22 protein-coding genes and 2 tRNA genes are annotated in these 23,060 nt (G+C 70.9%); 16 read left to right on the top strand and 8 right to left on the bottom strand.

What is annotated here, in order from left to right; genetic code table 11:
- Positions 1 to 35: 35 nt before the first annotated feature.
- The 3 genes from IE269_RS00640 to IE269_RS00630 all read left to right on the top strand — a co-directional run bounded on the left by IE269_RS00640 (position 36) and on the right by IE269_RS00630 (position 2,071).
- The gene (locus IE269_RS00640) at positions 36 to 509 is read left to right on the top strand and encodes a molybdenum cofactor biosynthesis protein MoaE (protein ID WP_189820671.1); all 474 of its coding nucleotides are present in this window, start codon (positions 36 to 38) and stop codon (positions 507 to 509) included.
- A gap of 161 nt (positions 510 to 670) precedes the next feature.
- Positions 671 to 841, top strand: a complete 171-nt coding sequence (locus IE269_RS00635; protein ID WP_189820670.1) for a hypothetical protein — start codon at positions 671 to 673, stop codon at positions 839 to 841.
- Positions 842 to 982: 141 nt separating this feature from the next.
- Positions 983 to 2,071, top strand: a complete 1,089-nt coding sequence (locus tag IE269_RS00630) for a YlbL family protein (RefSeq protein WP_189820669.1) — start codon at positions 983 to 985, stop codon at positions 2,069 to 2,071.
- A gap of 14 nt (positions 2,072 to 2,085) precedes the next feature.
- Here the strand turns inward: IE269_RS00630 and IE269_RS00625 are convergent, their stop codons facing one another.
- A complete protein-coding gene (locus tag IE269_RS00625) occupies positions 2,086 to 2,667 on the bottom strand; it encodes a PPA1309 family protein (protein ID WP_229897377.1) in 582 nt (193 codons plus the stop codon).
- Positions 2,668 to 2,833: 166 nt separating this feature from the next.
- On the opposite strand from IE269_RS00625, the gene IE269_RS00620 reads away from it, so the two are divergent.
- The 4 genes from IE269_RS00620 (at position 2,834) to IE269_RS00605 (ending at position 8,155) form a co-directional block, all read left to right on the top strand.
- The gene (locus IE269_RS00620; protein WP_189821319.1) at positions 2,834 to 5,749 is read left to right on the top strand and encodes a UPF0182 family membrane protein; all 2,916 of its coding nucleotides are present in this window, start codon (positions 2,834 to 2,836) and stop codon (positions 5,747 to 5,749) included.
- 83 nt (positions 5,750 to 5,832) lie between these two features.
- Positions 5,833 to 5,906 (top strand) — tRNA-Met (locus IE269_RS00615).
- A gap of 172 nt (positions 5,907 to 6,078) precedes the next feature.
- Positions 6,079 to 8,010 (top strand): tetratricopeptide repeat protein, encoded by a 1,932-nt coding sequence (locus tag IE269_RS00610; protein WP_474200922.1) that lies wholly within the window; start codon positions 6,079 to 6,081, stop codon positions 8,008 to 8,010.
- 71 nt (positions 8,011 to 8,081) lie between these two features.
- Positions 8,082 to 8,155 (top strand) — tRNA-Met (locus IE269_RS00605).
- A 193-nt stretch (positions 8,156 to 8,348) separates the two neighbouring features.
- Here the strand turns inward: IE269_RS00605 and IE269_RS00600 are convergent.
- Positions 8,349 to 8,762 (bottom strand): Fur family transcriptional regulator, encoded by a 414-nt coding sequence (locus IE269_RS00600; RefSeq protein WP_189820667.1) that lies wholly within the window; start codon positions 8,760 to 8,762, stop codon positions 8,349 to 8,351.
- Between the two features lie 126 nt (positions 8,763 to 8,888).
- On the opposite strand from IE269_RS00600, the gene IE269_RS00595 reads away from it, so the two are divergent.
- The gene (locus tag IE269_RS00595; RefSeq protein ID WP_189821318.1) at positions 8,889 to 10,376 is read left to right on the top strand and encodes a catalase; all 1,488 of its coding nucleotides are present in this window, start codon (positions 8,889 to 8,891) and stop codon (positions 10,374 to 10,376) included.
- A 92-nt stretch (positions 10,377 to 10,468) separates the two neighbouring features.
- Here IE269_RS00595 and IE269_RS00590 read toward each other — a convergent pair whose 3' ends face one another.
- Complete coding sequence (locus IE269_RS00590) at positions 10,469 to 10,873, bottom strand: CBS domain-containing protein (protein WP_189820666.1); 405 nt, start codon at positions 10,871 to 10,873, stop codon at positions 10,469 to 10,471.
- Positions 10,874 to 11,055: 182 nt separating this feature from the next.
- Positions 11,056 to 11,856: a histidinol-phosphatase gene (gene hisN, locus IE269_RS00585; protein WP_189820665.1), complete on the bottom strand. Its 801-nt coding sequence runs from the start codon at positions 11,854 to 11,856 to the stop codon at positions 11,056 to 11,058.
- Positions 11,857 to 11,968: 112 nt separating this feature from the next.
- Between hisN and IE269_RS00580 the strand changes: the two genes are divergently transcribed.
- Positions 11,969 to 12,523, top strand: coding sequence for a TetR/AcrR family transcriptional regulator (locus tag IE269_RS00580; protein WP_189820664.1), 555 nt, complete (start codon positions 11,969 to 11,971; stop codon positions 12,521 to 12,523).
- A gap of 17 nt (positions 12,524 to 12,540) precedes the next feature.
- Here IE269_RS00580 and IE269_RS00575 read toward each other — a convergent pair whose 3' ends face one another.
- The 4 genes from IE269_RS00575 to IE269_RS00560 form a co-directional block, all read right to left on the bottom strand.
- Entirely contained in the window at positions 12,541 to 12,864 is a 324-nt protein-coding gene (locus IE269_RS00575; RefSeq protein ID WP_189820663.1) for a DMT family transporter, read from the bottom strand.
- Between the two features lie 112 nt (positions 12,865 to 12,976).
- Positions 12,977 to 13,993: a ribosome small subunit-dependent GTPase A gene (rsgA, locus tag IE269_RS00570; protein WP_189820662.1), complete on the bottom strand. Its 1,017-nt coding sequence runs from the start codon at positions 13,991 to 13,993 to the stop codon at positions 12,977 to 12,979.
- A gap of 18 nt (positions 13,994 to 14,011) precedes the next feature.
- A complete protein-coding gene (gene aroA / locus IE269_RS00565) occupies positions 14,012 to 15,331 on the bottom strand; it encodes a 3-phosphoshikimate 1-carboxyvinyltransferase (RefSeq protein WP_189820661.1) in 1,320 nt (439 codons plus the stop codon).
- A gap of 51 nt (positions 15,332 to 15,382) precedes the next feature.
- The gene (locus IE269_RS00560; RefSeq protein WP_189820660.1) at positions 15,383 to 16,129 is read right to left on the bottom strand and encodes a M50 family metallopeptidase; all 747 of its coding nucleotides are present in this window, start codon (positions 16,127 to 16,129) and stop codon (positions 15,383 to 15,385) included.
- Positions 16,130 to 16,179: 50 nt separating this feature from the next.
- On the opposite strand from IE269_RS00560, the gene IE269_RS00555 reads away from it, so the two are divergent.
- From IE269_RS00555 to IE269_RS00525, 7 genes are all read left to right on the top strand, one after another.
- Positions 16,180 to 17,001, top strand: coding sequence for an SOS response-associated peptidase (locus IE269_RS00555; RefSeq protein ID WP_189820659.1), 822 nt, complete (start codon positions 16,180 to 16,182; stop codon positions 16,999 to 17,001).
- A gap of 75 nt (positions 17,002 to 17,076) precedes the next feature.
- Entirely contained in the window at positions 17,077 to 17,709 is a 633-nt protein-coding gene (locus tag IE269_RS00550) for an alpha/beta hydrolase family protein (protein ID WP_189820658.1), read from the top strand.
- 239 nt (positions 17,710 to 17,948) lie between these two features.
- Positions 17,949 to 18,617 (top strand): sigma-70 family RNA polymerase sigma factor, encoded by a 669-nt coding sequence (locus IE269_RS00545; RefSeq protein WP_189821317.1) that lies wholly within the window; start codon positions 17,949 to 17,951, stop codon positions 18,615 to 18,617.
- Positions 18,614 to 18,967 carry a mycothiol system anti-sigma-R factor gene (rsrA, locus tag IE269_RS00540; RefSeq protein ID WP_189820657.1) on the top strand — a complete coding sequence of 118 codons (354 nt, stop codon included), beginning with the start codon at positions 18,614 to 18,616 and terminating at the stop codon, positions 18,965 to 18,967. The genes IE269_RS00545 and rsrA overlap by 4 nt, the downstream gene beginning before the upstream one ends.
- Before the next feature lie 182 nt (positions 18,968 to 19,149).
- A complete protein-coding gene (locus tag IE269_RS00535; protein WP_189820656.1) occupies positions 19,150 to 20,625 on the top strand; it encodes an HD-GYP domain-containing protein in 1,476 nt (491 codons plus the stop codon).
- Entirely contained in the window at positions 20,622 to 21,902 is a 1,281-nt protein-coding gene (locus IE269_RS00530; RefSeq protein WP_229897375.1) for an HD-GYP domain-containing protein, read from the top strand. The genes IE269_RS00535 and IE269_RS00530 overlap by 4 nt, the downstream gene beginning before the upstream one ends.
- 104 nt (positions 21,903 to 22,006) lie before the next feature.
- Positions 22,007 to 22,990: a tetratricopeptide repeat protein gene (locus IE269_RS00525; RefSeq protein ID WP_189820655.1), complete on the top strand. Its 984-nt coding sequence runs from the start codon at positions 22,007 to 22,009 to the stop codon at positions 22,988 to 22,990.
- Positions 22,991 to 23,060 lie beyond the last annotated feature (70 nt).

The raw sequence follows: 23,060 nt of genomic DNA, 5'->3' as shown, positions 1-23,060 counted from the left end.
TCCGCGTTGTCAGTGGCGTACGGCACGATGGGGGTATGGCAGGCACTCCCAGCACCATCACCACCCACCCGGGCGAACAGGCGGCGCAGGCCCCGATCCGGCTGCTCGCCATCCGTGACACGGCGCTCTCCCTCGACGAGGTCTTCCGGGCCGTCGGGGAGGACGCGGCGGGCGGCACCGCCCTGTTCGTCGGCACCGTGCGCAACCACGACGGCGGCGCGGACGTCGACGCGCTGGGCTACTCCTGCCACCCCACCGCCGAGGCGGAGCTGCGCCGGGTGGCCGAGCAGGTCGTCGCCAAGTACCCCGTCCGGGCGCTCGCGGCGGTGCACCGGGTGGGTGATCTGACGGTGGGCGACCTGGCGGTCGTCGTCGCCGTCTCCTGCCCGCACCGGGCGGAGGCGTTCGAGGCCTGCCGCATGCTCATCGACGACCTGAAGCACGAAGTGCCCATCTGGAAGCACCAGAAATTCTCCGACGGCACGGAGGAATGGGTGGGGGCCTGTTAGCCGCAAGTCCGGGCTCTAAACACGGATGCCCTCAACCGCACCGATTTGCGTAACCCGACCCCGGGCCCGAGCGTTGAAGCAGCGGATGGTTAATCTGCTGATCGGCTGGCTGCGATCGCTCGGGATTGTTCAGCGGTCGCTCACTGGGTCGGGAGGTCGGAATGGCTGCACTTGCCTGGTTGCTGATTCCGCTTTTCGCAGCCGTAGGGGCTGCGATATGGGGAAGCTGGGCCGCCCGCAATCGCACGACCGGCGATGTCGCCGAGTTGGCGGGCTACGAGAAGTTCCGCGAAGCGATGGAAAAGTCCCACTCCGGTTCCGAGGCCGCCTGACACCCCGGTTCCGAGGCGGCCCGACCCCCGGCCGCCTGACGCCGAGCCCCCTCCGTACGCGAGAGCCGCCGGAACCCCCGAGCGCCCCGTACGGACCGGCCCCAGCGGTGCACGTGCAGGCCCGTCCCGTACTGTCGTTCCATGCCACGCCGCACTGCGACGATGCTCGCTTCCACCCTCGTTCTCATCGCGCTGCTCTGTGCGGGTGTCCTCATCAAGGTTCCGTATTCGGAGATGTCCCCGGGCCCCACGGTGAACACGCTCGGCGAGGCGGGCGGCGAGCCGGTGCTCCAGATCTCCGGCCGCAAGACGTACCCGACCACCGGTCACCTCAACATGACCACGGTCCGCGTCACGGGCGCCGACTACCGGATGAACCTCGTCGAAACGGTGGCCGGCTGGCTGGCCCACGACAGCATCGTGGTGCCGCACGACACGCTCTACCCGGACGGCAAGACCGAGGAGCAGTCCACGCAGGAGAACGCCGAGGAGTTCAGCCAGTCCCAGGAGAGCGCCAAGGTGGCCGCCCTCAAGGAGCTGAAGATCCCCGTCGCCACCCGGGTGGTCGTCGCGAGCGTCGTCAAGGACAGCCCCGCGGAGGACAAGCTGCACGCCGGCGACGTCATCCGTGAGGTCGACGGCACGAAGGTCGTGGAGCCGGGCGACGTCGCCAAGCTGGTCACCAAGCACAAGCCCGGTGAGACGGTCGTCTTCACCATCGTGCCGGTCAAGGACGCCGAGGCAGCCGAGAAGGCGCACAAGGAGCCCACGACCACCGAGAAGGTCAGCGTCACCACCCGCAAGGCCGAGGACAACGACCGGGCGATCGTCGGCATCCAGGCCGGTACCGACCACACCTTCCCGTTCACCATCGACATCAAGCTGGCCGACGTGGGCGGCCCCAGCGCCGGGCTGATGTTCTCGCTCGGCATCTACGACAAGCTCACCGAGGGCGACCTGACCGGCGGAAAGTTCGTCGCCGGTACGGGCACGATCGACGAGAAGGGCAAGGTCGGCCCGATCGGCGGCATCCAGATGAAGACCGTCGCCGCCCGGGCCGCGGGCGCGGAGTACTTCCTGACGCCCAAGGACAACTGCGCGACCGCCTCCGCCGACGTCCCCGACGGGCTCACCCTCGTGAAGGTGGACACCCTCGACGACGCCGTGAAGGCGATGGACGGCATCAGCAAGGGAGACCGGGCGAGCCTGCCGAAGTGCACGACAGGCTGACCCGGGCCGAAGAGCTACGACTCGAACGTCGCCGCCAGCGCCTCCGCGAGCCCCGGCACCAGGTCCGGACCCGTCAGCACCTCGTTCGGCGAGTCCTTCTCGCGCAGCCGGATCGCCGACTCGCGGGCCCCGCCGCGCAGCACCGCCACCGTCATCCGCACTTCCTGGCGGTCCGGGTGCGCGGCGACCCACTTGGTGAGCTGCTTGCCCTTCATCCCCTCCGGCACCGACGCCTCCGCCGACGGCGGCAGCATCAGACGCTCCACCGTGAGCGCGCAGCCCGCCACCTGGCCGGGCCAGGCGATCGTGCCGAGGAACTCGTCCAGCGCCTTGCCGCGCGGAATCTCCTCCTGCTCGATCGGCGTGAACCCGGCGGCCTGCCCCGGCTCGATGCCGAGCTGCTTGGCGAGCCCCGGCTCCTGCTTGCGCAGCTTCGCCGTGTCCACCAGCGCGAACAGCCGCGCGGGCTTGTCCCAGCCGAGGCCGGAGGCGTACTCGTCGATCTCCAGGACCGCCCGGGTGAGCGGACTGGCGGCCATCGGCGTGCCCGGAGCGGGCATCGGAGGGATGTGGTCTGAGGGGGAGGAGTTGGACATGGTGAATATCCTGCCTCCTTCGGCCCCCAAAGCGGGAACTGAGTAAAGCTTCAGTAAGTTGCATAGGTACGGGTCCTACGATCGCGGGGCCCGGAGATACCTGCTAGACCCGCTAGACACCGCAAACACAACAGCGAACTTCGAGGTGCGCACGTTGGCTTTCCAGATGCCGGACCGCGGCGGAGGCCCGACCGGGCCACGGATCAGAGTGGGCCGGCCCTCCCGGCGCGCCCGGACCCTGCTCATGACACTGGGGGTCCTGGCCGTCCTGGCCATGGCGTTCGTCATGTTCGCAGGGTTCTGGACGGACTGGCTCTGGTACCGGTCGGTCAAGTTCTCCTCCGTCTTCACCACCACCCTGTGGACCAAGATCGGGCTGTTCGCCGTCTTCGGTCTCCTCATGGCCGCCGCCGTCGGCGTGAACGTCTGGCTGGCGCACCGCCTGCGGCCCCCGCTCAGCGCGATGTCGATGGAGCAGCAGAGCCTCGACCGCTACCGGATGGGTCTGGCCCCGTACAAGAAGTGGGTGCTGATCGCGATCACCGCCCTCGTCGGGCTGATCGCGGGCGCCTCCGCCGCCGGACAGTGGCGCACCTGGCTGCTGTGGGTCAACGGCGAACTGTTCGGGCAGAAGGACCCGCAGTTCGGGCTCGACGTGGCGTTCTACGCCTTCGACCTGCCCTGGTACCGGTTCCTGCTCGGCTTCGGGTTCGCCGCCGCGGTGATCTCGCTGGTCGCCGCCGCCCTGGTGCACTACCTGTACGGCGGACTGCGGATCACCAGCCCCGGTGCCCGGGCGACCGCCGCCGCCACCGGTCACCTGTCGGTGCTGCTCGGCATCTTCGTCGCGCTGAAGGCCGTGGCGTACTGGCTGGACCGGTACGGGCTGGCGGTGAAGTCCAGTGACTTCAAGGCCACCGGCAACTGGACCGGTCTGCGGTACGTCGACGCCAACGCCTACCTCCCGGCGAAGACGATCCTGTTCTGCATCGCCGTCATCTGCGCCGTGCTGTTCTTCGCGACGCTGTGGCGCCGCACCTGGCAGCTGCCGGTGATCGGCTTCGGCCTGATGGTGCTCTCCGCGATCCTGATCGGCGGGCTCTACCCGGCGATCGTCCAGAAGTTCCAGGTCCAGCCGAACGAGCAGGCCAAGGAAGCGGAGTACATCAAGAAGAACATCGATGCGACCCGCAAGGCGTACGCCATCGACGGCGCGAAGGTCACCGACTACCAGGGTGCGGGCGACGGCGGCGACAACGCGCAGTTGCGCAAGGACGCCGACACGGCGGCCAGCTACCGCCTGCTCGACCCGAACGTGGTCTCGCCCACCTTCCGCCAGCTCCAGCAGGAGCGGAAGTACTACCAGTTCCCCGAGACTCTCGACGTGGACCGCTACAACGGTCAGGACACCGTCATCGGTCTGCGCGAGCTGGACCTCAAGGGCATCCCGAAGCGGAACTGGATCAACGACCACTTCTACTACACGCACGGTTACGGTGCGGTGACCGCCAAGGGCACGTCCATCAACACGGACACCGAGGGCGGCCCGGAGTTCACCGAGTCGGGGCTGCCGTCCAAGGGCGTCCTCACCGACAAGGCGAAGTACGAGCAGCGGATCTACTACGGCGAGAAGACCGAGCAGTACTCGATCGTCGGCGGCCCGCAGCAGGAGCTCGACTACGAGAAGAACGGAGAGGACACCAAGACCACCAGCTACAAGGGCAACAGCGGTGTCAACCTCTCCAACCCGTTCAACCGTGCGGCCTACGCCGTCACGATGAGCGAGCCGCAGATCCTCTACTCCGGCGCCATCGGCGAGGGCTCGCGGATCCTCTACAACCGCACGCCCAAGCAGCGCGTCGAGGCCGTCGCCCCCTGGCTGACCATCGACGGCGACGCCTACCCGGCGATCATCGGCGACCGCATCCAGTGGATCGTCGACGCCTACACGACGACCAACGGCTACCCGTACGCCTCGCGCACCACGCTCGGCGACACCACGACCGACTCGCTGACCACCAACCAGCGCGCCGTCGTCGCCCAGCAGAACCAGGTCAACTACATCCGCAACTCGGTGAAGGCGACCGTCGACGCGTACGACGGCACGGTCAAGCTCTACGAGTGGGACGAGAAGGACCCGGTCCTCAAGACCTGGAAGAAGGCGTTCCCGGGCACGGTCGAGGACAAGGACAAGATCCCCGCGCAGCTCAAGGAGCACCTGCGCTACCCGCAGGACATGTTCAAGGTCCAGCGCGAGCTGCTCACCCGCTACCACGTGGAGGAGCCGAAGCAGTTCTACTCGGGCTCCGACGCCTGGCAGGTCCCGGACGACCCGACGACCGACGCCAAGGGTGCGGTCCCGCCGTACTACCTGAGCCTGAAGATGCCCGACGACAAGGAGCAGAAGTTCTCCCTGACGACGACCTTCACGCCCAACGGACGCCCCAACCTCGGCGGGTTCATGGCGGTCGACGCCGACGCCTCCAGCCCGGGCTACGGCACCATAAGGCTCTTGAGGGTCACGGGCGACGTGCCGGGTCCGCAACAGGTGCAGAGCCGCCTCAACGGCAACGCCGACGTCGCCGAGTTCGTCCGCAACATGAAGGGCGCCAACTCCAACATCGAGTACGGCAACCTGCTGACGATCCCGCTCAACAACGGCTTCCTGTACGTGGAACCGGTGTACGCGGAGGGCAACAGCGCCCAGTACCCGCTGCTGAAGAGGGTCGCCGTGTCGTACGGCAAGGAGACCGTCTTCAAGAACAGCCTGGCCGAGGCGCTCAACGCGGTCTTCGGCGAGAAGGGTGCGGAGACTCCGCCGGACAAGGGTGACGACGGCACCACCAAGCCGCCGGCCACCGGCTCCGCCGCCCTCCAGAAGGCCATCGCGGACGCCACCGCGGCGTACGACGAGGGCCAGAAGGCGCTCCAGAAGACCCCGCAGGACTGGGTCGCGTACGGCAAGGCGCAGGAGAAGCTGCAGGACGCGCTCCAGCGTGCGGCCGACGCGCAGAAGTCGGCGCCCCCGGCCAAGGAGGACCCGAAGGCGCCCGAGAAGAAGGACCCTGCGAAGAACGAGTAGTCGCAGGCCGGAGAGGTCCGGCAGGGCCCGCGAGGGCTCAGAAGGGCTCCACCCCGCGTCGTGGTACGGTTGCAGGACAACGACGCGGGGTGGAGCAGCTCGGTAGCTCGCTGGGCTCATAACCCAGAGGTCGCAGGTTCAAATCCTGTCCCCGCTACTGAAGGAAGAGGGCCCGAATCCATTGAGGATTCGGGCCCTCTTCGTATGTCCGTACACCGTATGTGTTTGACTTGTCGCCCTGTGGGCATGTCGACAAAACGCTGAAGTGACCTCAATGGCTGCGGTATACCAGGTGTACCCGGGTTGCGGGTGGTGCGACGATGAAAACTATGGGGGACAGGGCAACTCTGTTGGAGACAGGGCAGGTTGAGAAAACGCGGGACGAGACGGCACGGGACGGGTCCGGGCAGGACCGGGCGGCCCTGCTGGAACAGCGGCGGGCCGACGACGGCACCGACACTGCCACGGCCGAGGACGAAGCACGCCACCGGCAGGCCGCCGCGAACGGCGACGCCGCGTCCATGAGCGTTCTCGGCTCCCTGCTGCTGCGCCGCGGCGACCTCGACGGAGCCGAACCCCACCTCCGCGCCGCCACCGCCGCCGGTGACCGCGCCGCCGCCAACAACCTGGGCGTCCTGCTGCACCAGCGCGGGTACGCCGACGAGGCCGCCGGATGGTGGCGCATCGCCGCCGTCGCCGGATCCTCCGCCGCCGCCCACGCACTCGGCCGCCACTACCGCGAGCGCGGCGACGAGCCCGCCGCCGAATACTGGCTGCGCCAGTCCGCCGAGCACGGGCACGCCCTGGGCGCGTACGCGCTGGCCGACCTCCTGGAGCACCGGGGCGACGTCGGCGCCGAGCGCTGGCTGCGGGCCGCCGCCGAACAGGGGCACCGGGAGGCTTCGTACCGACTGGCACGCCTGCTGGACCGGCGGGCCGGTACGCCCACGGGCGGCGGGCCCGCCGCCGATGTGGCGAGCCGTCGCGGGATCACGTGGGACACCGATCCGCGGATGATCCGTACGTCGTCGGTGGCGCCCGGCGAGAAGCCGCCCGCTGTCGAGGCCGAGCAGTGGTACCGGCAGGCCGCCGCGCGCGGGCACCGGCGCGCCGCCCTGCACCTGGGCGTGATTCTGGAGGCGCGGGGCGAGCTGAAGGAGGCCGGGCGCTGGTACCTGACCTCCGCCAAGGACGGCGAGCCGCGTGCCGCCTGCGCGCTGGGCTTCCTGCTGCGCGACGCGGGCGACGAGGAGAGCGCCGCCGTGTGGTGGCTGCGCGCCGCCCAGGAGGGTGACGGGAACGCCGCCAACGCGCTGGGGGCGCAGCATGCCGCCAGGGGTGAGCAGCAGACCGCGGAGCGGTGGTACCGGGCCGCGCTGGACGCCGGTGACATCAACGGGGCGTACAACCTGGGGCTGCTGTGCGCCGCCCAGGGGCGTACGGCGCAGGCCGAACAGTGGTACCGGCGGGCCGCCTACGCCGGGCACCGGGAGGCGGCGAACGCGCTCGCGATTCTGCTGATGCAGGGCGGCGACGCGTCCGGGGCCGAGCCGTGGTTCTCCAAGGCCGCCGAGGCGGGCAGCGTGGACGCCGCGTTCAATCTGGGGATTCTGTACGCGGGCCGAGGCGACGAGCAGGGTGCCTTCGAGTGGTACGAGCGGGCCGCCGCCGCCGGCCACACCGAGGCGGCGCTTCAGGTCGGCATCGCGCTGCTGCGGGACGGCGACGAGCAGGACGCGGAAGCGCACCTGCGACGGGCCGCGGGCGGGGGCAGCGCGGAGGGTGCGTTCCGGCTCGGGATGCTGCTGGATGCGCGTCGCCCGCCCGCCGGACCGCCCGTGCTGGGCGAGCCGGTGGACGAGAAGTCCGAGTGCGAGGAGTGGTACGAGCGGGCCGCCGAGCAGGGGCACCGCCGTGCGCAGGTACGGGTCGGGATGCTGGCCGCCGGGCGGGGCGACGCGGAGGGGGCGGCGCGGTGGTACCGGGAGGCGGCCGAGGCGGGAAGCCTCGGGGGTGCCTTCAACCTGGGGCTGCTGCTGGCGCGTGAGGGGCGGGAGCCCGAGGCACAGCTGTGGTGGACGCGGGCGGCGCATGCCGGGCACGGGCGGGCGGCGTTGCGGCTGGCGTTGCTGGCGGCGCGGCGGGGGGAGCTCGGGGAGGGGGAGCGGTGGTGTGTGCGGGCCGTGGAGTTGGGGCCGGCGGAGGTGGCGGAGAGGGCGGCGCGGCTCAGGGACGCGTTGCATCAGGAGTTGACGGCTTAGGGGCCCGGTGGGCCCGGTGCGTGAACCGATTTGCGCTGGTCGGGGGCGGGGCGTAAGGTTGCGTTTACCGACGCGGGGTGGAGCAGCTCGGTAGCTCGCTGGGCTCATAACCCAGAGGTCGCAGGTTCAAATCCTGTCCCCGCTACTAGAGGCCGAAGGCCCGGGATCCGTAAGGGTTCCGGGCCTTCGGTCGTTTTTGTGCGGGTGGGGCGTTGGTTGCTGTTCCGGCCGGGGGCTCCGCCCCCGGACCCCCGGGTTTTGCCCCGGTCCCGCCCCTTCACCTAAAGCGCTCGCCGCGCGGCTTTGTGGTGGGTTGCTCGGGCAGTTCCCCGCGCCCCTTATGGGGCGCAGTTGGGGCAGATGCCTCGGTAGGTGACTTCCACGTCCGAGATGGTGAAGCCGAAGCGTTCTGTGGCCGGGAGGTCGGAGAGCGGGTTGCGGGACGGGTGCACGTCGCGGATGGCGCCGCACTGCGCACACACCAGGTGCTGGTGGGGGCGGTGGGCGTTCGGGTCGTAGCGCTTGGCGCGGCGGTCCGTGGAGACCTCGATGACCTCGCCCAGGGAGACCATCTCGCCCAGCGTGTTGTACACCGTGGCGCGCGAGATCTCCGGCAGCCGGTCGACCGCGCGGGCGTGGACCTCGTCGGCGGTCAGGTGCATGTGGTCCCCGTCGAGGACCTCGGCCACGACGCGGCGCTGTGCCGTCATGCGCCAGCCGCGTCCGCGCAGTCGTTCCAGTAGGTCGCTCATGTCTTCCAGCCTAACAGGGGAGAGGCCTCAGTCCCGAACTGGTGTGGAGTTGGATGCTTGTTTGACTTGGACAATGTCCAGAGTAGGATCGGCTTCGTTGGAAGCCACGGGACAGGGCTTGCAGGGATCAGGCAGGGAACGACACAGGAGGCGCACGTGACGACGCAGGGACCGCTCACCACCGAGGCCGGCGCACCGGTTGCCGACAACCAGAACAGCGAGACGGCCGGTATTGGGGGGCCCGTCCTCGTACAGGACCAGGCGCTGCTGGAGAAGCTGGCGCACTTCAACCGGGAGCGTATTCCGGAGCGCGTGGTGCATGCGCGCGGTGCCGGTGCGTACGGCACCTTCACGGTCACCCGTGATGTCTCGCAGTGGACGCGTGCCGCGTTCCTCTCCGAGGTCGGCAAGCAGACCGAGACGTTTCTGCGCTTCTCGACCGTGGCGGGGAACCTGGGTTCCGCCGACGCCGTCCGTGACCCGCGCGGCTTCGCGCTGAAGTTCTACACGGAGGAGGGGAACTACGACCTCGTCGGGAACAACACGCCCGTGTTCTTCATCAAGGACGCGATCAAGTTCCCCGACTTCATCCACACGCAGAAGCGCGACCCGTACACGGGAAGCCAGGAGGCCGACAATGTGTGGGACTTCTGGGGGCTGAGCCCGGAGAGCACCCATCAGGTGACGTGGCTGTTCGGCGACCGGGGCATCCCGGCGACGCTGCGCCACATGAACGGCTACGGCTCGCACACGTACCAGTGGAACAACGCTGCGGGCGAGGTCTTCTGGGTCAAGTACCACTTCAAGACCGACCAGGGGATCAAGAACCTCACCCAGGACGAGGCCAACAAGCTCGCCGGTGAGGACCCCGACAGCCACCAGCGCGACCTGCGCGAGGCCATCGAACGCGGCGAGTTCCCGTCCTGGACGGTGCAGGTGCAGATCATGCCGGCGGCGGACGCGGCGACGTACCGCTTCAACCCGTTCGACCTCACCAAGGTGTGGCCGCACGAGGACTACCCGCCGATCGAGATCGGCAAGCTGGAGCTCAACCGCAACCCGCAGAACGTCTTCGCCGAGGTCGAGCAGTCGATCTTCAGCCCCGCGCACTTCGTGCCGGGCATCGGCCCGTCCCCGGACAAGATGCTTCAGGGGCGGTTGTTCGCCTACGGCGACGCGCACCGCTACCGCGTCGGCATCAACGCCGACCACCTGCCGGTGAACCGTCCGCATGCGGCGGAGGCGCGGACGTACTCCCGTGACGGCTTCCTGTACGACGGCCGCCACGCGGGGGCCAAGAACTACGAGCCGAACAGCTTCGGCGGCCCGGCGCAGACGAATCAGCCGCTGTGGCAGCCGGTCCCGGTGACCGGTGCGACCGGCAACCACGAGGCGCCGAGCCACGCCGAGGACGACGACTTCGTGCAGGCGGGGAATCTGTACCGGCTGATGTCGGAGGACGAGAAGGGGCGTCTCGTCGACAACCTCGCCGGGTTCATCTCCAAGGTCTCGCGCGACGGGATCGCCGAGCGCGCGGTGAACAACTTCCGCCAGGCCGACGCCGACTTGGGCAAGCGCCTGGAGGCTGCGGTGCGCGAGCTCCGCAGTAAGTAACCAGTGTGACGAGGCCGGTGGGCAGGGACTCCTTCGGGACCCGGCCCACCGGCTTTTTCGTACGGTACGAGGCTCTTCTTGCGGTACGGGCCTCAGCCGGCCAGTGTCGCCGGGCGGCGGCGGCTCGGGGCCCAGCAGCGGATGATGTCGCGGACCGAGACGACGCCGACCGGCTCGCCCCGCTCGTCCAGCACGATCAAGTGACGGAAGCCGCCGTGCGCCATGGCCTCCGCCGCCTCCTCCAGGGTCCAGGACGGCGCGGCGAAGACGACGTCGGTGGTGGTGTGGGAGCCGGCCGTCTCCAGGTCGGGGTCCTGGCCGGTGCCGATGGAGTTGAGGAGATCGCGCTCGGTCAGGATGCCCAGACCGCTGGTGTCGGAGTCGAGGACGATGGCCGCGCCGACATGGCGGGCGGACATCAGCCGGGCGGCCTGGCGGAGGGTGTGGGCGGGGCCGATGGTGAGGACCATCGTGCTCATGGCATCGCGTACGAGCATGGAGTGCAGCCACCTCCTGGGTGTGCATCCGCTGCCCCGCGGCGGTCTCCGCAACGGGAACGGATTCACAAGTTCACAAACGAGGGAACTTTCAGAGTCGCAGGCTCGCCAAGGGTCAACAAGGGGCAGGTAGAGGCAAACTGAGGGGCGCGTAAAAAGATGAAACACGCCCCTCAGGGGACTCAGGAGCGCTGGTTGAGGTAGCCGAGCAGCTCGTCGTGGAGCAGGCCGTTGGAGGCCGCCGCGTTGCCGCCGTCGACGCCCGGGACGCCGTCCAGGCTGGTGAAACTCCCCCCCGCCTCCTCGACGACGATCGCGTTCGCGGCCATGTCCCACAGGGACAGCTCGGGCTCGGCGCAGATGTCGACGGAGCCCTCGGCGACCATCATGTACGGCCAGAAATCGCCGTAGCCACGGGTCCGCCAGCAGGCGCGCGTCAGGTCCAGGAAGCCGTCGAGGCGGCCCTGCTCCTCCCAGCCGGTCAGCGAGGAGTACGCGAAGGACGAGTCGGCGATCTCCGGGACCTTGGAGACGTGGATGCGGGTCGCGGAGGTCAGGCTGCGGCCGGTGTACGCGCCCGCGCCCTTCGCCGCCCACCAGCGGCGGCCGATCGCGGGGGCGGAGACGACGCCGACGACAGGGCGGTAGCCGCCCTCGCCCGCCTCCATCAGGGAGATGAGGGTGGCCCAGACGGGGACGCCGCGCACGTAGTTCTTCGTGCCGTCGATCGGGTCGATCACCCAGCGGCGCGGGCCCGAACCCTCCAGGCCGTACTCCTCGCCGAGGATCGCGTCGCGCGGGCGGGCGCGCTTGAGCTGACCGCGGATCAGCTCCTCCGCCGCCTTGTCCGCCTCGGTCACCGGGGTCATGTCCGGCTTCGTCTCGACCTTCAGGTCCAGGGCCTTGAACCGCTCCATGGTGGTGGCGTCGGCGGCGTCGGCGAGGACGTGGGCGAGGCGCAGGTCATCGTGATAGTCGGGCATGGGCGTCACAGTATCGAGCGTGATCGCCGGGTGGCCACGCGGACGGGGCAGGGACGGGTGCTCTTGACAGTGGGTGACGGGCCGTCAACGCTGGCATGCGGGAGGCGAGGCTATGCCCACTGCGCGAGAAGCCCTGTTGGACGCCGCCTACACGTCGCTGGCGACGCGGCCCTGGACGGCGGTACGGATGGTCGACGTGGCCGCCGCGGCCGGAGTGTCCCGGCAGACCCTCTACAACGAGTTCGGCTCCAAGGACGGCCTGGCGCGGGCGCTGGTGCGGCGGGAGGCGGACGGCTTCCTGGCGGGCGTCGACCGGGTGCTGGCGGACCGCACCGGGGCGGACGCGGACCGGCTGGCCGGCGTCGCGGAGTGGATCGTGCGGGCGGCGCGGGCGAATGTGCTGGTGCGGGCGCTGGTGACGGGGTGCTGGTCGGAGCGGTTGCCGTCGGGGCGGCCTGTGAGGGGGCTTTCGGCGGGGGCTGCGGGGGTGGCGCAGAGGCGGGCCGATGAGGGGGTGCCCGGGGCGTCCGAGTTGGTGGAGCTGGTGAGGGTGCGGGTGGAGGAGGGGGTGGGGGTGCCGGGTGAGGTGGTGGTGAGGGTGGCGGTGTCGTGGGTGGTGGCCCCTGGGGCGGGTGGGGTGGGGGAGGTCGTGCGGAGGCTGTTGTGAGGGGGCCGGGGCCCGGGTCAGTGCGACGAACCCGAGAGCTGGAGGCCGATGACGCCGATGATGACGAAGGAGATCGAGACCAGCTTCAGGGTGGAGACCACGTCGTCCAGGAAGACCATGCCGTAGATGGCCGTTCCGGCCGCCCCGATGCCGGTCCACACCGCGTAGGCCGGGCCCACGTCCAGGCGCTTCAGGGCCAGGGTGAGGAGGCCGAAGCTGCCCAGGGCGAAGGCGGCGAACGCGATCGTCGGCCAGAGTCTGGTGAAGCCGTGGGAGAGCTTGAGGCAGACGGCGAAGCCGGTTTCGAGGATGCCTGCGACCACCACTAGCAGCCACGCCATTGAGTGCCTCCCGCGTCGGCCGGAGCCGCGTCGGCCCCGGTAGGTGACTGCTTCGTCTCGCTTGGTGTGATTATGCCTTTGCCAGAGGGACGCCGGGGCAAACGCGTTCGGTTCAGTCGCCGTCGCGGCGTTCCCGGGTGGCGAGCAGTCGGCGCAGCGAGTACAGGCGCGCCGGGTCCGCGTGACCGTCCGACACCCACTTGTCGAGCGCGCAGTCCACTGCCTGGTCGTCGTGGGTGCAGCCGCGCGGGCACTCCTCCGTCCCCGGCTCCAGGTCGGGGAAGGCGTTGATCACGCGGGAGGGGTCCACGTGGTGCAGCCCGAAGGACCGCACACCCGGAGTGTCGATCACCCAGCCGGACTCGGCCGCCAGAGGGAGCGCGAGGGCGGAGGTGGTGGTGTGGCGGCCGCGTCCGGTGACCGCGTTGACGTGGCCCGTCGTACGCCGCCGCTCCTCCGGGACGAGGGTGTTGACGAGGGTCGTCTTGCCGACGCCGGAGTGCCCGACGAAGGCGGTGATCTTGCCGTCGAGGTGGTTGCGCACGACCTCGCTCGCCGCGCCGTTCTCCAGCTCCTCGCGGCTGGTGACGATGTACGGGACGCCCAGCGGCACGTACATCTCCAGGAGCGAGTCCGCCGAGGCCAGGTCGGACTTGGTGAGGACCAGGAGCGGTGTCAGACCCCCGTCGTACGCTGCAACCAGGCAGCGGTCGATCATGCGGGGGCGCGGCTCGGGGTCGGCGAGCGCGGTGACGATGGCGAGCTGGTCGGCGTTGGCGACGACGACCCGCTCGAAGGGGTCGTCGTCGTCGGCCGTGCGTCGCAGCACGGAGCTGCGCGGCTCGATGCGGACGATGCGGGCGAGGGTGTCCTTCGCGCCCGAGAGATCCCCGACGATCATGACCTTGTCGCCCACCACCGCCGCTTTGCGGCCCAGCTCACGGGCCTTCATCGCGACGACCTGACGGTCCTCGACGAGGCAGGTCAGCCGCCCCCGGTCCACGGTGAGGACCATGCCCTCCTGGGCGTCCTCGTGCTTGGGCCGGATGTGGGTGCGCGGGCGGTTGCCCTTGCGGTTGGGGCGGACGCGGATGTCGTCCTCGTCGGGGTTCTTGCCGTAGCGGCGCATCGTCGCGTCCCCGGCCCGTCAGTTGCCCGCGAGCATGTCGGACCACATGGTGGGGAAGTCGGGCAGGGTCTTGGCGGTCGTGCCCACGTTCTCGATCTCCACGCCGTTCACCGCCAGGCCGATGATCGAACCGGCCGTCGCCATGCGGTGGTCGTCGTACGTGTGGAACGTGCCGCCGTGCAGCGGGCGCGGCCGGATGTGCAGGCCGTCGGCGGTCTCGGTGACGTCGCCGCCGAGCTCGTTGATCTCCTTGGTGAGCGCGGCCAGGCGGTCCGTCTCGTGCAGGCGCAGGTGGGCGACGCCCCGCAGGGTGGAGGGGGAGTCGGCCAGGGCGGCGACGGCGGCGATGCCCGGGGTCAGCTCGCCGACCTCGCTCAGGTCCCAGTCGATGCCGTGGACGGTGCCCGTGCCGGTGAAGGTCAGGCCGCGCTCGGTCAGTTCGTACGTACCGCCCATGGCCGTGAAGATCTCGCGCAGCGCGTCGCCGGGCTGGGTGGTGCGCTCCGGCCAGTCGGGGATGGTGACCCGGCCGCCGGTGATCAGGGCGGCGGCGAGGAAGGGCTGCGCGTTGGAGAGGTCGGGCTCGACGGTGAGGTCGCGGCCGAGCAGGGCACCGGGGGTGACCCGCCAGACGTTCGCCTCGCCCCCGGACTCGGGTGTGTCGACCTGGGCGCCGATCGTACGGAGCATGTCGACGGTCATCCGGATGTGCGGCAGGGACGGCAGGGTCGCGCCCACGTGCCGTACCTCCACGCCCTGGTTGAAGCGCGGCGCGGACAGCAGCAGCGCGCTCACGAACTGGGAGGAGGACGAGGCGTCGATCTCGACGACACCGCCGTCGAGGGCACCCCCGCCGAACACCGTCAGCGGCAGCGCGCCCCGGTTGTCGTCGTCGATGCGGGCGCCGAGCGCGCGCAGCGCAGTGATCACGGCTCCGAGGGGGCGTTCGTACGAACGGGGGTCGCCGTCGAAGCGGATCGGGCCGTCCGCGAGGGCGGCGACCGGGGGCAGGAAGCGCATGACCGTACCGGCGTTGCCGACGTCGACGGTGGCCGGGCCGTGCAGCCCGTTCGGGATGATCCGCCAGGCCTCGCCGGAGCCGTCCGGGCCGACGCCCTCGTCGATGCCGACGCCCATCGAACGCAGCGCCTCCGCCATCAGCAGGGTGTCCCGCGAGCGCAGCGGGCGGCGCAGCCAGCCCGGCTCGGCGGCCAGGGCGGCGAGGACGAGCGCACGGTTGGTGACCGACTTGGAGCCGGGCACGGTGACCGTCGCGTCGACGGCCCCGCTCGCGTAGGGGGCGGGCCAGAGGGCAGAGTGCACGGCGCTTTCGGTCATGCTGCCGAGTTTAGTGGGTGGGCACGACGCCTCCGGCCGTACGGCAGGGGGTCACAGGCCGAGCAGCCAGCGGCCTCCGCCGAGCAGCGCGCACACCGAGACCACGTGGAACATCCCCAGCCACATCAGCGGCGGTACGTGGGTGAGCCGGGCCAACTGGTCGGCGTCGGAGTCCGGAGCCCCGCCGTGCCGCCGCTTCGACTGGAGCTCGAAGGCGGGCCGCACGCCGCCGATCAGCAGGAACCACACCACCGTGTACGCGAAGGCCGCCTGCACGTCGGGCCCGGTCAGCCAGGAGACCAGCACGAACGCCGCACCCGTGAGGACGACGGTCAGCACCCCGTACGCATTGCGGATCATCACCAGCATCGCCAGCAACAGGGCCGTGGCCAGCCACAGGAACAGCGTGATGTGGTCGGCGGCCAGCAGCCACGCCCCGCCGAGCCCGAGCAGCGGGGGTGCGGTGTACCCGGCGGCGGCGGTCAGGATCATGCCGATGCCGGTCGGCTTGCCGCGGCTGACGGTGAGGCCACTGGTGTCGGAGTGCAGCCGGATGCCGGTCAGGGTGCGCCCGGTGAGCAGGGCGATCAGCCCGTGGCCGCCCTCGTGCGCGATGGTGATCGCGTTCCGGGACAGCCGCCAGACCGGGTGCGGGACGACGGCTATGAGGGCGAGGGCGGCCGTCGCGTACAGGATCCACTTCTCGGGATCGGGCTGGGTGCCGGTGAGGCGGTCCCAGAGGGAGCCGAGGTCGGAGGAGGCGGACGCGAGGAGCAGACCGTGGGAGAGGGCGTTCATTTCTGCGGACGGCTCCTTGCTGGCTGTACGGGCGTGGCAGTGTGGCACGTATGTGTGGACGCTACGCGGTGAGCCGGGGGGCCGAAGACCTCGCCGGGATTTTCGACGTGCAGAAGTGGGACCCGGCCGAGACCTTCGTCCCCGACTGGAACGTGGCGCCGACGAAGACGGTGCCGGTGATTCTCGAACGTGCAGTGAAGGACGCAGAGGACCCGCGTCCGGTTCGTCAGCTGCGGATGTTGCGCTGGGGTCTGGTGCCGTCCTGGGCGAAATCGCCCGAGGGGGCGGCGCGGATGATCAACGCGCGGGCCGAGACGATCCACGAGAAGCCGTCCTTCAAGCGGGCGTTCGCGACGCGGCGGTGCATCGTGCCGGCGGACGGCTATTACGAGTGGGTGACGGGGGCGGCGGAGCGGGGTCTGGAGGAGGAGGGCAAGAAGAAGCGGCCCCGGAAGCAGCCGTACTTCGTGACACCGGCGGACGGGGCGGTCATGGCGATGGCCGGGATCTACGAATTCTGGCGGGACCGGTCGCTGCCGGACGAGCATCCGCTGGCGTGGTGGGTGACGTGCTCGGTGGTGACCACCGAGGCGGAGACCACCCCCCTGGCCGGGGGCCCGGCGGGGGAGGGCGGACCGTCGACCCTTGCCGAGATCCACCCCCGGATGCCGCTGATGCTGACGCCGGACAAGTGGGGGGCGTGGCTGGACCCCTCCCTCACGGAGGTCGAGGAGGCCCGGGGGCTGCTGGTGCCGCCGGGGGCGGGGTCCGTGCGGGCCTATCCCGTGGGGACGGCGGTCAGCAATGTGCGGAACAACGGGCCGGAGCTGGTGGGGGAGTTGGAGGGACCGGAGGTCGGCACGCTTTTCTGAGGGGTACGGGGGCGGCTTGGCCGGTGCTGGGGGCGCGCCCAAGGGGGGCCAGGGGGGGGCGGCAGGATGGGCCCCATGAACCGTGTGGTGAGTGTGGAGACCGAGGCCGGTGAGGCCAGGGTGCATTGGTACGGGGCGAAGAAGGCTTGGGCGGTGGTGGCGCTCGGCCACGGTGCCGGGGGTGGGGTGGAGGCCCGCGACCTGCAAGCCCTCGCCGCGACCCTGCCCGGTGAGGGCGTCAGCGTCGCCCTCGTCGAGCAGCCCTGGCGGGTCGCCGGGAAGAAGGTGGCCCCGGCGCCCAGGACGCTGGACGTGGGCTGGCACGGCGTCTGGCCGGAGCTCGCGAAGCCGGGACTGCCCGTGATCGCCGGAGGCCGCAGCGCGGGGGCCCGCGTCGCCTGCCGCACCGCCCAGGACCTGGGCGCCCGCGCCGTACTGGCCCTGAGCTTTCCCCTGCACCCCCCGGGCAAGCCCGAGAAGTCCCGGCAGGACGAGCTGCTGAAGACCGGCGTCGACACCCTCGTCGTACAGGGCGGGAACGACCCGTTCGGGAAGCCGGAGGAGTTCCCCGAGGGGGACTTCGGCCTGGTGGAAGTGGCGTACGGCGACCACGGGTTCAAGGTCCCCAAGAAGGCGGGGCTGACCGAGGAGCAGGTTCTGGAGGTCATCACGGGCGGCGTCGTGAAGTGGATCCGGACACTGCGTTGACGCCTCGGGAATGTTGAGCGACGTACCACTGTTGTCGCCTGCGTCCGACGTAGAAACGAGAGGGAGTTCGCCGCATGGGTTCCACCATCTGCCCGCGCCGCCCGCAGGCCTCCGACCTGGAGTGGACGGTGATCTCCGGGGCGGCGGCCACGGCCGCTCAGGCGGCGGGCAAGCAGGGTAGTCGTCTATCCTCCGAGGCGAGCGGGTCCGCATTCGGGCTCGCCACGGCGCTGAAGGAGGTGGGTCCGGTCACTGGGACCGACGCAGGGACCGATGCCGGCCACGCGGAGGAGACCACCGCCGAGCGCAATGCGCGCTTCGAGCGGGACGCGCTGGGCTTCCTCGACCAGATGTACTCGGCGGCGCTGCGCATGACGCGCAACCCCGCCGATGCCGAGGACCTGGTGCAGGAGACGTATGCGAAGGCGTACGGCTCCTTCCACCAGTTCCGCGAGGGCACCAACCTCAAGGCCTGGCTCTACCGGATCCTCACGAACACGTTCATCAACTCCTACCGGAAGAAGCAGCGCGAGCCGCTGCGCAGCGCTTCCGAGGAGATCGAGGACTGGCAGCTGGCCCGCGCCGAGTCGCACATGTCGACCGGACTGCGCTCCGCCGAGTCGCAGGCGCTGGACCACCTGCCCGACTCGGACGTGAAGTCCGCCCTCCAGGCCATCCCGGAGGAGTTCCGTATCGCGGTGTATCTCGCCGATGTCGAGGGGTTTGCCTACAAGGAAATCGCGGACATCATGGGGACACCCATCGGTACGGTCATGTCCCGGCTGCACCGGGGCCGCCGCCAGCTGCGCGGCATGCTGGAGGACTACGCACGCGAGCGCGGACTGGTGCCCGCGGGCGCCTCGTCCGCCTCCGGAGAGTCGAACGACGGGAAAGGCTCGGGCTCATGAGCTGCGGAGATCCGCACGAGACGGACTGCTCAGAGGTGCTCGACCATCTCTATGAGTTCCTCGACAAAGAGATGCCGGACGGCGAGTGCACCAAGTTCGAGGAGCACTTCGAGGAGTGCTCGCCGTGCCTGGAGAAGTACGGCCTGGAGCAGGCCGTGAAGAAGCTCGTCAAGCGCTGCTGCGGCTCGGACGACGTGCCCGTCGACCTCCGCTCCAAGGTACTCGGCCGCATCGACCTCATCCGGGCCGGGCAGGCCGTCCCCGAGCAGGACGTGGCCGCACCGGACCTGATGTCGCCCGAGGTCCCGGCCGACCTCGCCTCCGAAGTCACTTCCGAGGCCAAGAAGTAGGCCAGAAGTAGGCCGGAAACACGTCCGGAAGCAACGCACGCCGCAAGGCCGCCCGTTCCCGACCCGTCGTCACTCGATGGGGGGAACGGGCGGCCTTCGCGCGTTTTCGGCCCCCCGGCTCGCTAACCTGGCGCACGATTTGGCGGCGGAGGCGATGGATTCCGGGGGAAGCGGGGGAGCGGGTGCGAGCCTTGCCGGCGGGTGCGCGGATCTACGTCTCCTGCGCCGTCCTGCTCTCGGGCCTGTGCGTCCTGTCCGGCGCGACCGGCCTGGACCGGGCCCCCTGGGACGCCGTCGCACTGCTGGCCGTCCTGTACACGGTGTGCGAGCTGCTGCCGCGCTGCCCGTTCGTCGGGCACGCCGTCTCCGTCGATCCGGGCGCCTTCTTCCCCGTACCGCTGGCGGCCGTCTTCCTGCTGCCGCCGTCGGCCGCCGCGCTCGCGGTGCTGCCCGGGGGGCTGCTGGGGCGGGTGAAGCGCAGGCCGGGCGGGGTGCGGCGGGTGTGGCGGGCGGCGGAGCTGTCGGTCGCCGTGTGGGCGGCGTCGTCGCTGCGGACCTGGTGGGGCGAGGGCGCGGGGGAGGACTTCCCGGGGGTACTGGCGCCCGCCGGGGTGGCGATCCTCGGGTTCTGCGTCGTCCTGACGGTGCTGGACGGCGGGATCCTGGTCACTGCAGAAAGGATTCCCGTACGGACCGGCTGGCGCGGCCTCTTCCTGCGCTCGCTGGCCCCGCACGGTGTGCACGGGCTGGCCGGGCTGATGATGGCCGTCCTGTGGCGCAGCCCGTACGGGCCGGTCGCCGCCCTCTTCGTCCTGCTGCCGATGTACCTCTCCTGCTGGGTCTTCTCGCAGTACGAGCGCGAACGCGACGCCCACCGCTCGACGATCCGCGCCCTGGTGCAGGCCGTCGACCTCAAGGACCGGTACACGCGCGGCCACGGCGAACGGGTCGGCCGGGCCTCCGCCATGATGGCCGCCGAACTGGGCATGGACGAGGAACGGCGGGAGGTGCTCCGCTTCGCCGGGATCCTGCACGACGTCGGCAAGATCGGCGTGCCGACCCGCATCCTGCGCAAGGACGGCCCGCTGACCCCCGAGGAGCGCCGGGTCATCGAACTCCACCCCGAGTACGGGCACGAAATGGTGCGCGGCATCGGCTTCCTCGGCGAGGCCCGGGCGGCGATCCTGCACCACCACGAACGCATGGACGGCAGCGGCTACCCCTACGGGCTCTCCGGCGAGCGCATCCCGGAGTTCGCCCGGGTGGTCGCGGTGGCCGACGCCTTCGACGCGATGACCTCGACCCGCTCCTACCGGCGGGCCCGGCCGGTCCCGGAGGCGGTGGCGGAGCTGGAGCGGTGCGCGGGCACGCAGTTCGACGCCCGGATGGTGGGCGCCCTGGTCGCCGCGCTGCGGCGGGAGGGCTGGAACCCCGAGGTGACCGCTGACGAGGGCGGCACGGAGGCGGGCCGGGACGGGTCCGGACCGGACAAGGCCACCGGGCTTCCCCGTGAGGCCTCCGGACCGCCCCACCGGACCCTGCCCCTGCCCGCCCCCGCCCGGACGCGCCCCCCTGCCACCGCGCCCCGCGCCGGCGCGGCCCCGGACCCCGCACCCCACTCGCCGGAAGGCCTGGACGTCTCCGGAGGGAAGGGATGAAGCCCCGGTCCGGCACCGTGCAGCCGCCCCGGTTCGTCCCCGCCGCCACGGTCAAGGTGCCCCGGTTCGTCCTCGCCGCCCGCGCCACCGCCCTGCTCTGGGTGCTCGTCGCCCTCGGCCTCCTCGTACCGGACGGCATCGCCGAGCCCGGCACCGCCCTCGCCTTCGGGGTGCTCGTCTGCATCGGTGAGCTCGCCCACCGGGGCGGCGAGGCCGCACCGCTCGGGACCGCCGGGGCCCTCGCGTACGCCCTGCTCGGGCACTGCGGGGGCGTGCCCACCACGCACGGGGTCGCCCAGGTCGTCGTGGTGAGCGCCGGCGGGTCCGCGCTCGGCATGCTGGCGCGCAGAAGCCGCCCGAGCTCCGACCGCTGCGCCCGGCGCGTGCTGACCGTCGGGTTCGCCGCGGTGCTCTTCCAGCCCGCGTACAACTCCGGGGTGGTGGACGACTGGGTCGGGCACGGCGGTCTCTACGCCCTCTTCCTCGCGGTGCTGCTCGCGCTCACCGGGCTCTGCGAGGCCGTGCTCGCCGCCGCACTGCTCGCCGCGCGCACCGGGCACCCGTACGGACCCCTGCTGAGGGAGGAGCTGCGCGGCCTGCGCGGCATCGGGTCGGCGGTGTGCGCGAGCGGGGTCGTGATGGCGCTGGCGGTGGGGGTGGTGGGGCTGTGGGCGCTGCCCGTGTTCTGCGTGCCGCTGCTGCTCACCCAGCTGTCGTTCCGGCGGTACGGGGAGGTCAGGGACACCTACCGGCAGACCATCGCCTCGCTCGCCCGCGCCACCGAGATCGCCGGGTACACCCGCCCCGGGCACGCCCACCGGGTGGCCGCGCTGTCGGCGGCCGTCGGACGCGAGATGGGGCTCTCCGGGGACGAGGTGACCGTGCTGGAGTACGCGGCGCTCATGCACGACATCGGGCAGCTGTCGCTGGTCGACCCGGTGCCCGCCGGGGCCACCGCCTCGCTGCCCGCCGCCGAGCAGCGGCGCATCGCCCTGCTCGGGGGTGCGGTGGTGCGGCAGACCGGGGTGGTGGCGGACGTCGCCGTGGTCGTGGAGCGGCAGGCCGATCCGTACCGTGAGCAGCCCCTCACCGCGAGAATCGTCCGTACCGTCAACGCGTACGACGACCTCTCGGGGGAATGCGGAGGTGGGCTGGGCGGCCCACTGAGCGCTCTGGAGCGCCTGAGACTGGGCACCGGACGCGACTACCAGAGCGAGGTCGTGGAATCCCTGGCCCGCGTCGTCGCGCGCGGAGTCGCCCTGCCCCCGCCTGGGTAACCAGTGGGTAATGAGCGGGCCTCCGACCGGGCATGGTTGGATGCGAAGAGAGCCCCTGGCAGCGGATAAGCGCAGGGGAGAGAGCCAACCGGCAGGCGGGAATCGTGAGGATCTTCGGGAAGGTACGGCATCGGCCCTCCGCCTCGTGGCGGCAGGCCACCGACCGCGCGTTCACGCTGATCGGCGACGGTCGGTACGAGGACGCGGGAGCGCTGCTGACGCGCGCGGCGGATCTCGAACCCTGGCTCTCGGAGTCCTGGTTCAATCTGGCGCTGCTGCACAAGTTCCGGCACGACTGGGACCAGGCGCGGGCCGCGGGCCTGCGCGCCGTCGCCCTGCTCGACCGCGAGGAGGGCGCCCCCGACTGGTGGAACGTCGGGATCGCCGCCACCGCCCTCCAGGACTGGCCGCTCGCGCGCCGGGCCTGGCAGGCGTACGGGCTCAGGGTGCCCGGCGCCCCCACGGAGAGCGGCGAACCGGTCGGCATGGAGCTGGGCAGCGCCGCCGTGCGGCTCTCGCCCGAGGGCGAGGCCGAGGTGGTGTGGGGCCGCAGGCTCGACCCCGCGCGCATCGAGGTGCTGTCCATCCCGCTGCCGTCCTCCGGGCGGCGCTGGGGCGAGGTCGTCCTGCACGACGGCGTGCCGCACGGGGAACGGGTGACGGCCGCCGGGCCCTCCTTCCCCGTCTTCGACGAGATCGAGCTGTGGGCCCCCTCGCCCGTCCCGACCTGGGTGGTCCTCCTGGAGGCCGCCACCGAGGCCGACCGGGACGCCCTGGAGCGGCTCGCGGCCGACGCCGGTTTCGCTGCCGAGGACTGGTCCTCGTCCGTACGACTGCTCTGCCGCTCCTGCTCGGAGTCGCGGATGCCCTCCGACGAGGGCGACGGCGAACAGCACCTGGACCCGCACGACCACAGCGAGCCGGGACATCCGGGCCCGCTCGGTCACCGTACGAACGGCGACCTGTGGGTCCCCGAGCGCGAATGCGGCCTGGCCGCGCCGCCGCAGCTGGTGCGCGGGCTGCTCGACGGCTGGGTCGCGGACAGTCCGGACAGCCGGGAGTGGCGGGACCTCGAAGAAGTCTGCTGAGACCTCGCCCGCCGAGTGGGGCACGTACGCTGTATGGGCAATCGACACGGGTTTTGAGGAAGGCGTACGG

Source organism: Streptomyces spiroverticillatus, from assembly GCA_014650415.1.
GTDB classification, from domain to species: Bacteria; Actinomycetota; Actinomycetes; order Streptomycetales; family Streptomycetaceae; genus Streptomyces; species Streptomyces spiroverticillatus.
Note: the sequence above shows the minus strand (reverse complement) of the source record. Positions and strands in the feature narration are given on the sequence as shown.

Excerpts from the sequence above, each read along its gene's own strand:
- hisN (WP_189820665.1), bottom strand. The coding sequence starts at position 11,856 with ATGCCCGACTATCACGATGACCTGCGCCTCGCCCACGTCCTCGCCGAC.
- rsgA (WP_189820662.1), bottom strand. The coding sequence starts at position 13,993 with ATGCGCCGCTACGGCAAGAACCCCGACGAGGACGACATCCGCGTCCGC.
- IE269_RS00640 (WP_189820671.1), top strand. The coding sequence starts at position 36 with ATGGCAGGCACTCCCAGCACCATCACCACCCACCCGGGCGAACAGGCG.
- IE269_RS00575 (WP_189820663.1), bottom strand. The coding sequence starts at position 12,864 with ATGGCGTGGCTGCTAGTGGTGGTCGCAGGCATCCTCGAAACCGGCTTC.
- rsrA (WP_189820657.1), top strand. The coding sequence starts at position 18,614 with ATGAGCTGCGGAGATCCGCACGAGACGGACTGCTCAGAGGTGCTCGAC.
- IE269_RS00630 (WP_189820669.1), top strand. The coding sequence starts at position 983 with ATGCCACGCCGCACTGCGACGATGCTCGCTTCCACCCTCGTTCTCATC.
- IE269_RS00625 (WP_229897377.1), bottom strand. The coding sequence starts at position 2,667 with ATGTCCAACTCCTCCCCCTCAGACCACATCCCTCCGATGCCCGCTCCG.
- IE269_RS00635 (WP_189820670.1), top strand. The coding sequence starts at position 671 with ATGGCTGCACTTGCCTGGTTGCTGATTCCGCTTTTCGCAGCCGTAGGG.
- IE269_RS00620 (WP_189821319.1), top strand. The coding sequence starts at position 2,834 with ATGCCGGACCGCGGCGGAGGCCCGACCGGGCCACGGATCAGAGTGGGC.
- aroA (WP_189820661.1), bottom strand. The coding sequence starts at position 15,331 with ATGACCGAAAGCGCCGTGCACTCTGCCCTCTGGCCCGCCCCCTACGCG.
- IE269_RS00560 (WP_189820660.1), bottom strand. The coding sequence starts at position 16,129 with ATGAACGCCCTCTCCCACGGTCTGCTCCTCGCGTCCGCCTCCTCCGAC.
- IE269_RS00580 (WP_189820664.1), top strand. The coding sequence starts at position 11,969 with ATGCCCACTGCGCGAGAAGCCCTGTTGGACGCCGCCTACACGTCGCTG.
- IE269_RS00600 (WP_189820667.1), bottom strand. The coding sequence starts at position 8,762 with ATGAGCGACCTACTGGAACGACTGCGCGGACGCGGCTGGCGCATGACG.
- IE269_RS00530 (WP_229897375.1), top strand. The coding sequence starts at position 20,622 with ATGAAGCCCCGGTCCGGCACCGTGCAGCCGCCCCGGTTCGTCCCCGCC.
- IE269_RS00550 (WP_189820658.1), top strand. The coding sequence starts at position 17,077 with ATGAACCGTGTGGTGAGTGTGGAGACCGAGGCCGGTGAGGCCAGGGTG.
- IE269_RS00590 (WP_189820666.1), bottom strand. The coding sequence starts at position 10,873 with ATGCTCGTACGCGATGCCATGAGCACGATGGTCCTCACCATCGGCCCC.
- IE269_RS00555 (WP_189820659.1), top strand. The coding sequence starts at position 16,180 with ATGTGTGGACGCTACGCGGTGAGCCGGGGGGCCGAAGACCTCGCCGGG.
- IE269_RS00610 (WP_474200922.1), top strand. The coding sequence starts at position 6,079 with ATGGGGGACAGGGCAACTCTGTTGGAGACAGGGCAGGTTGAGAAAACG.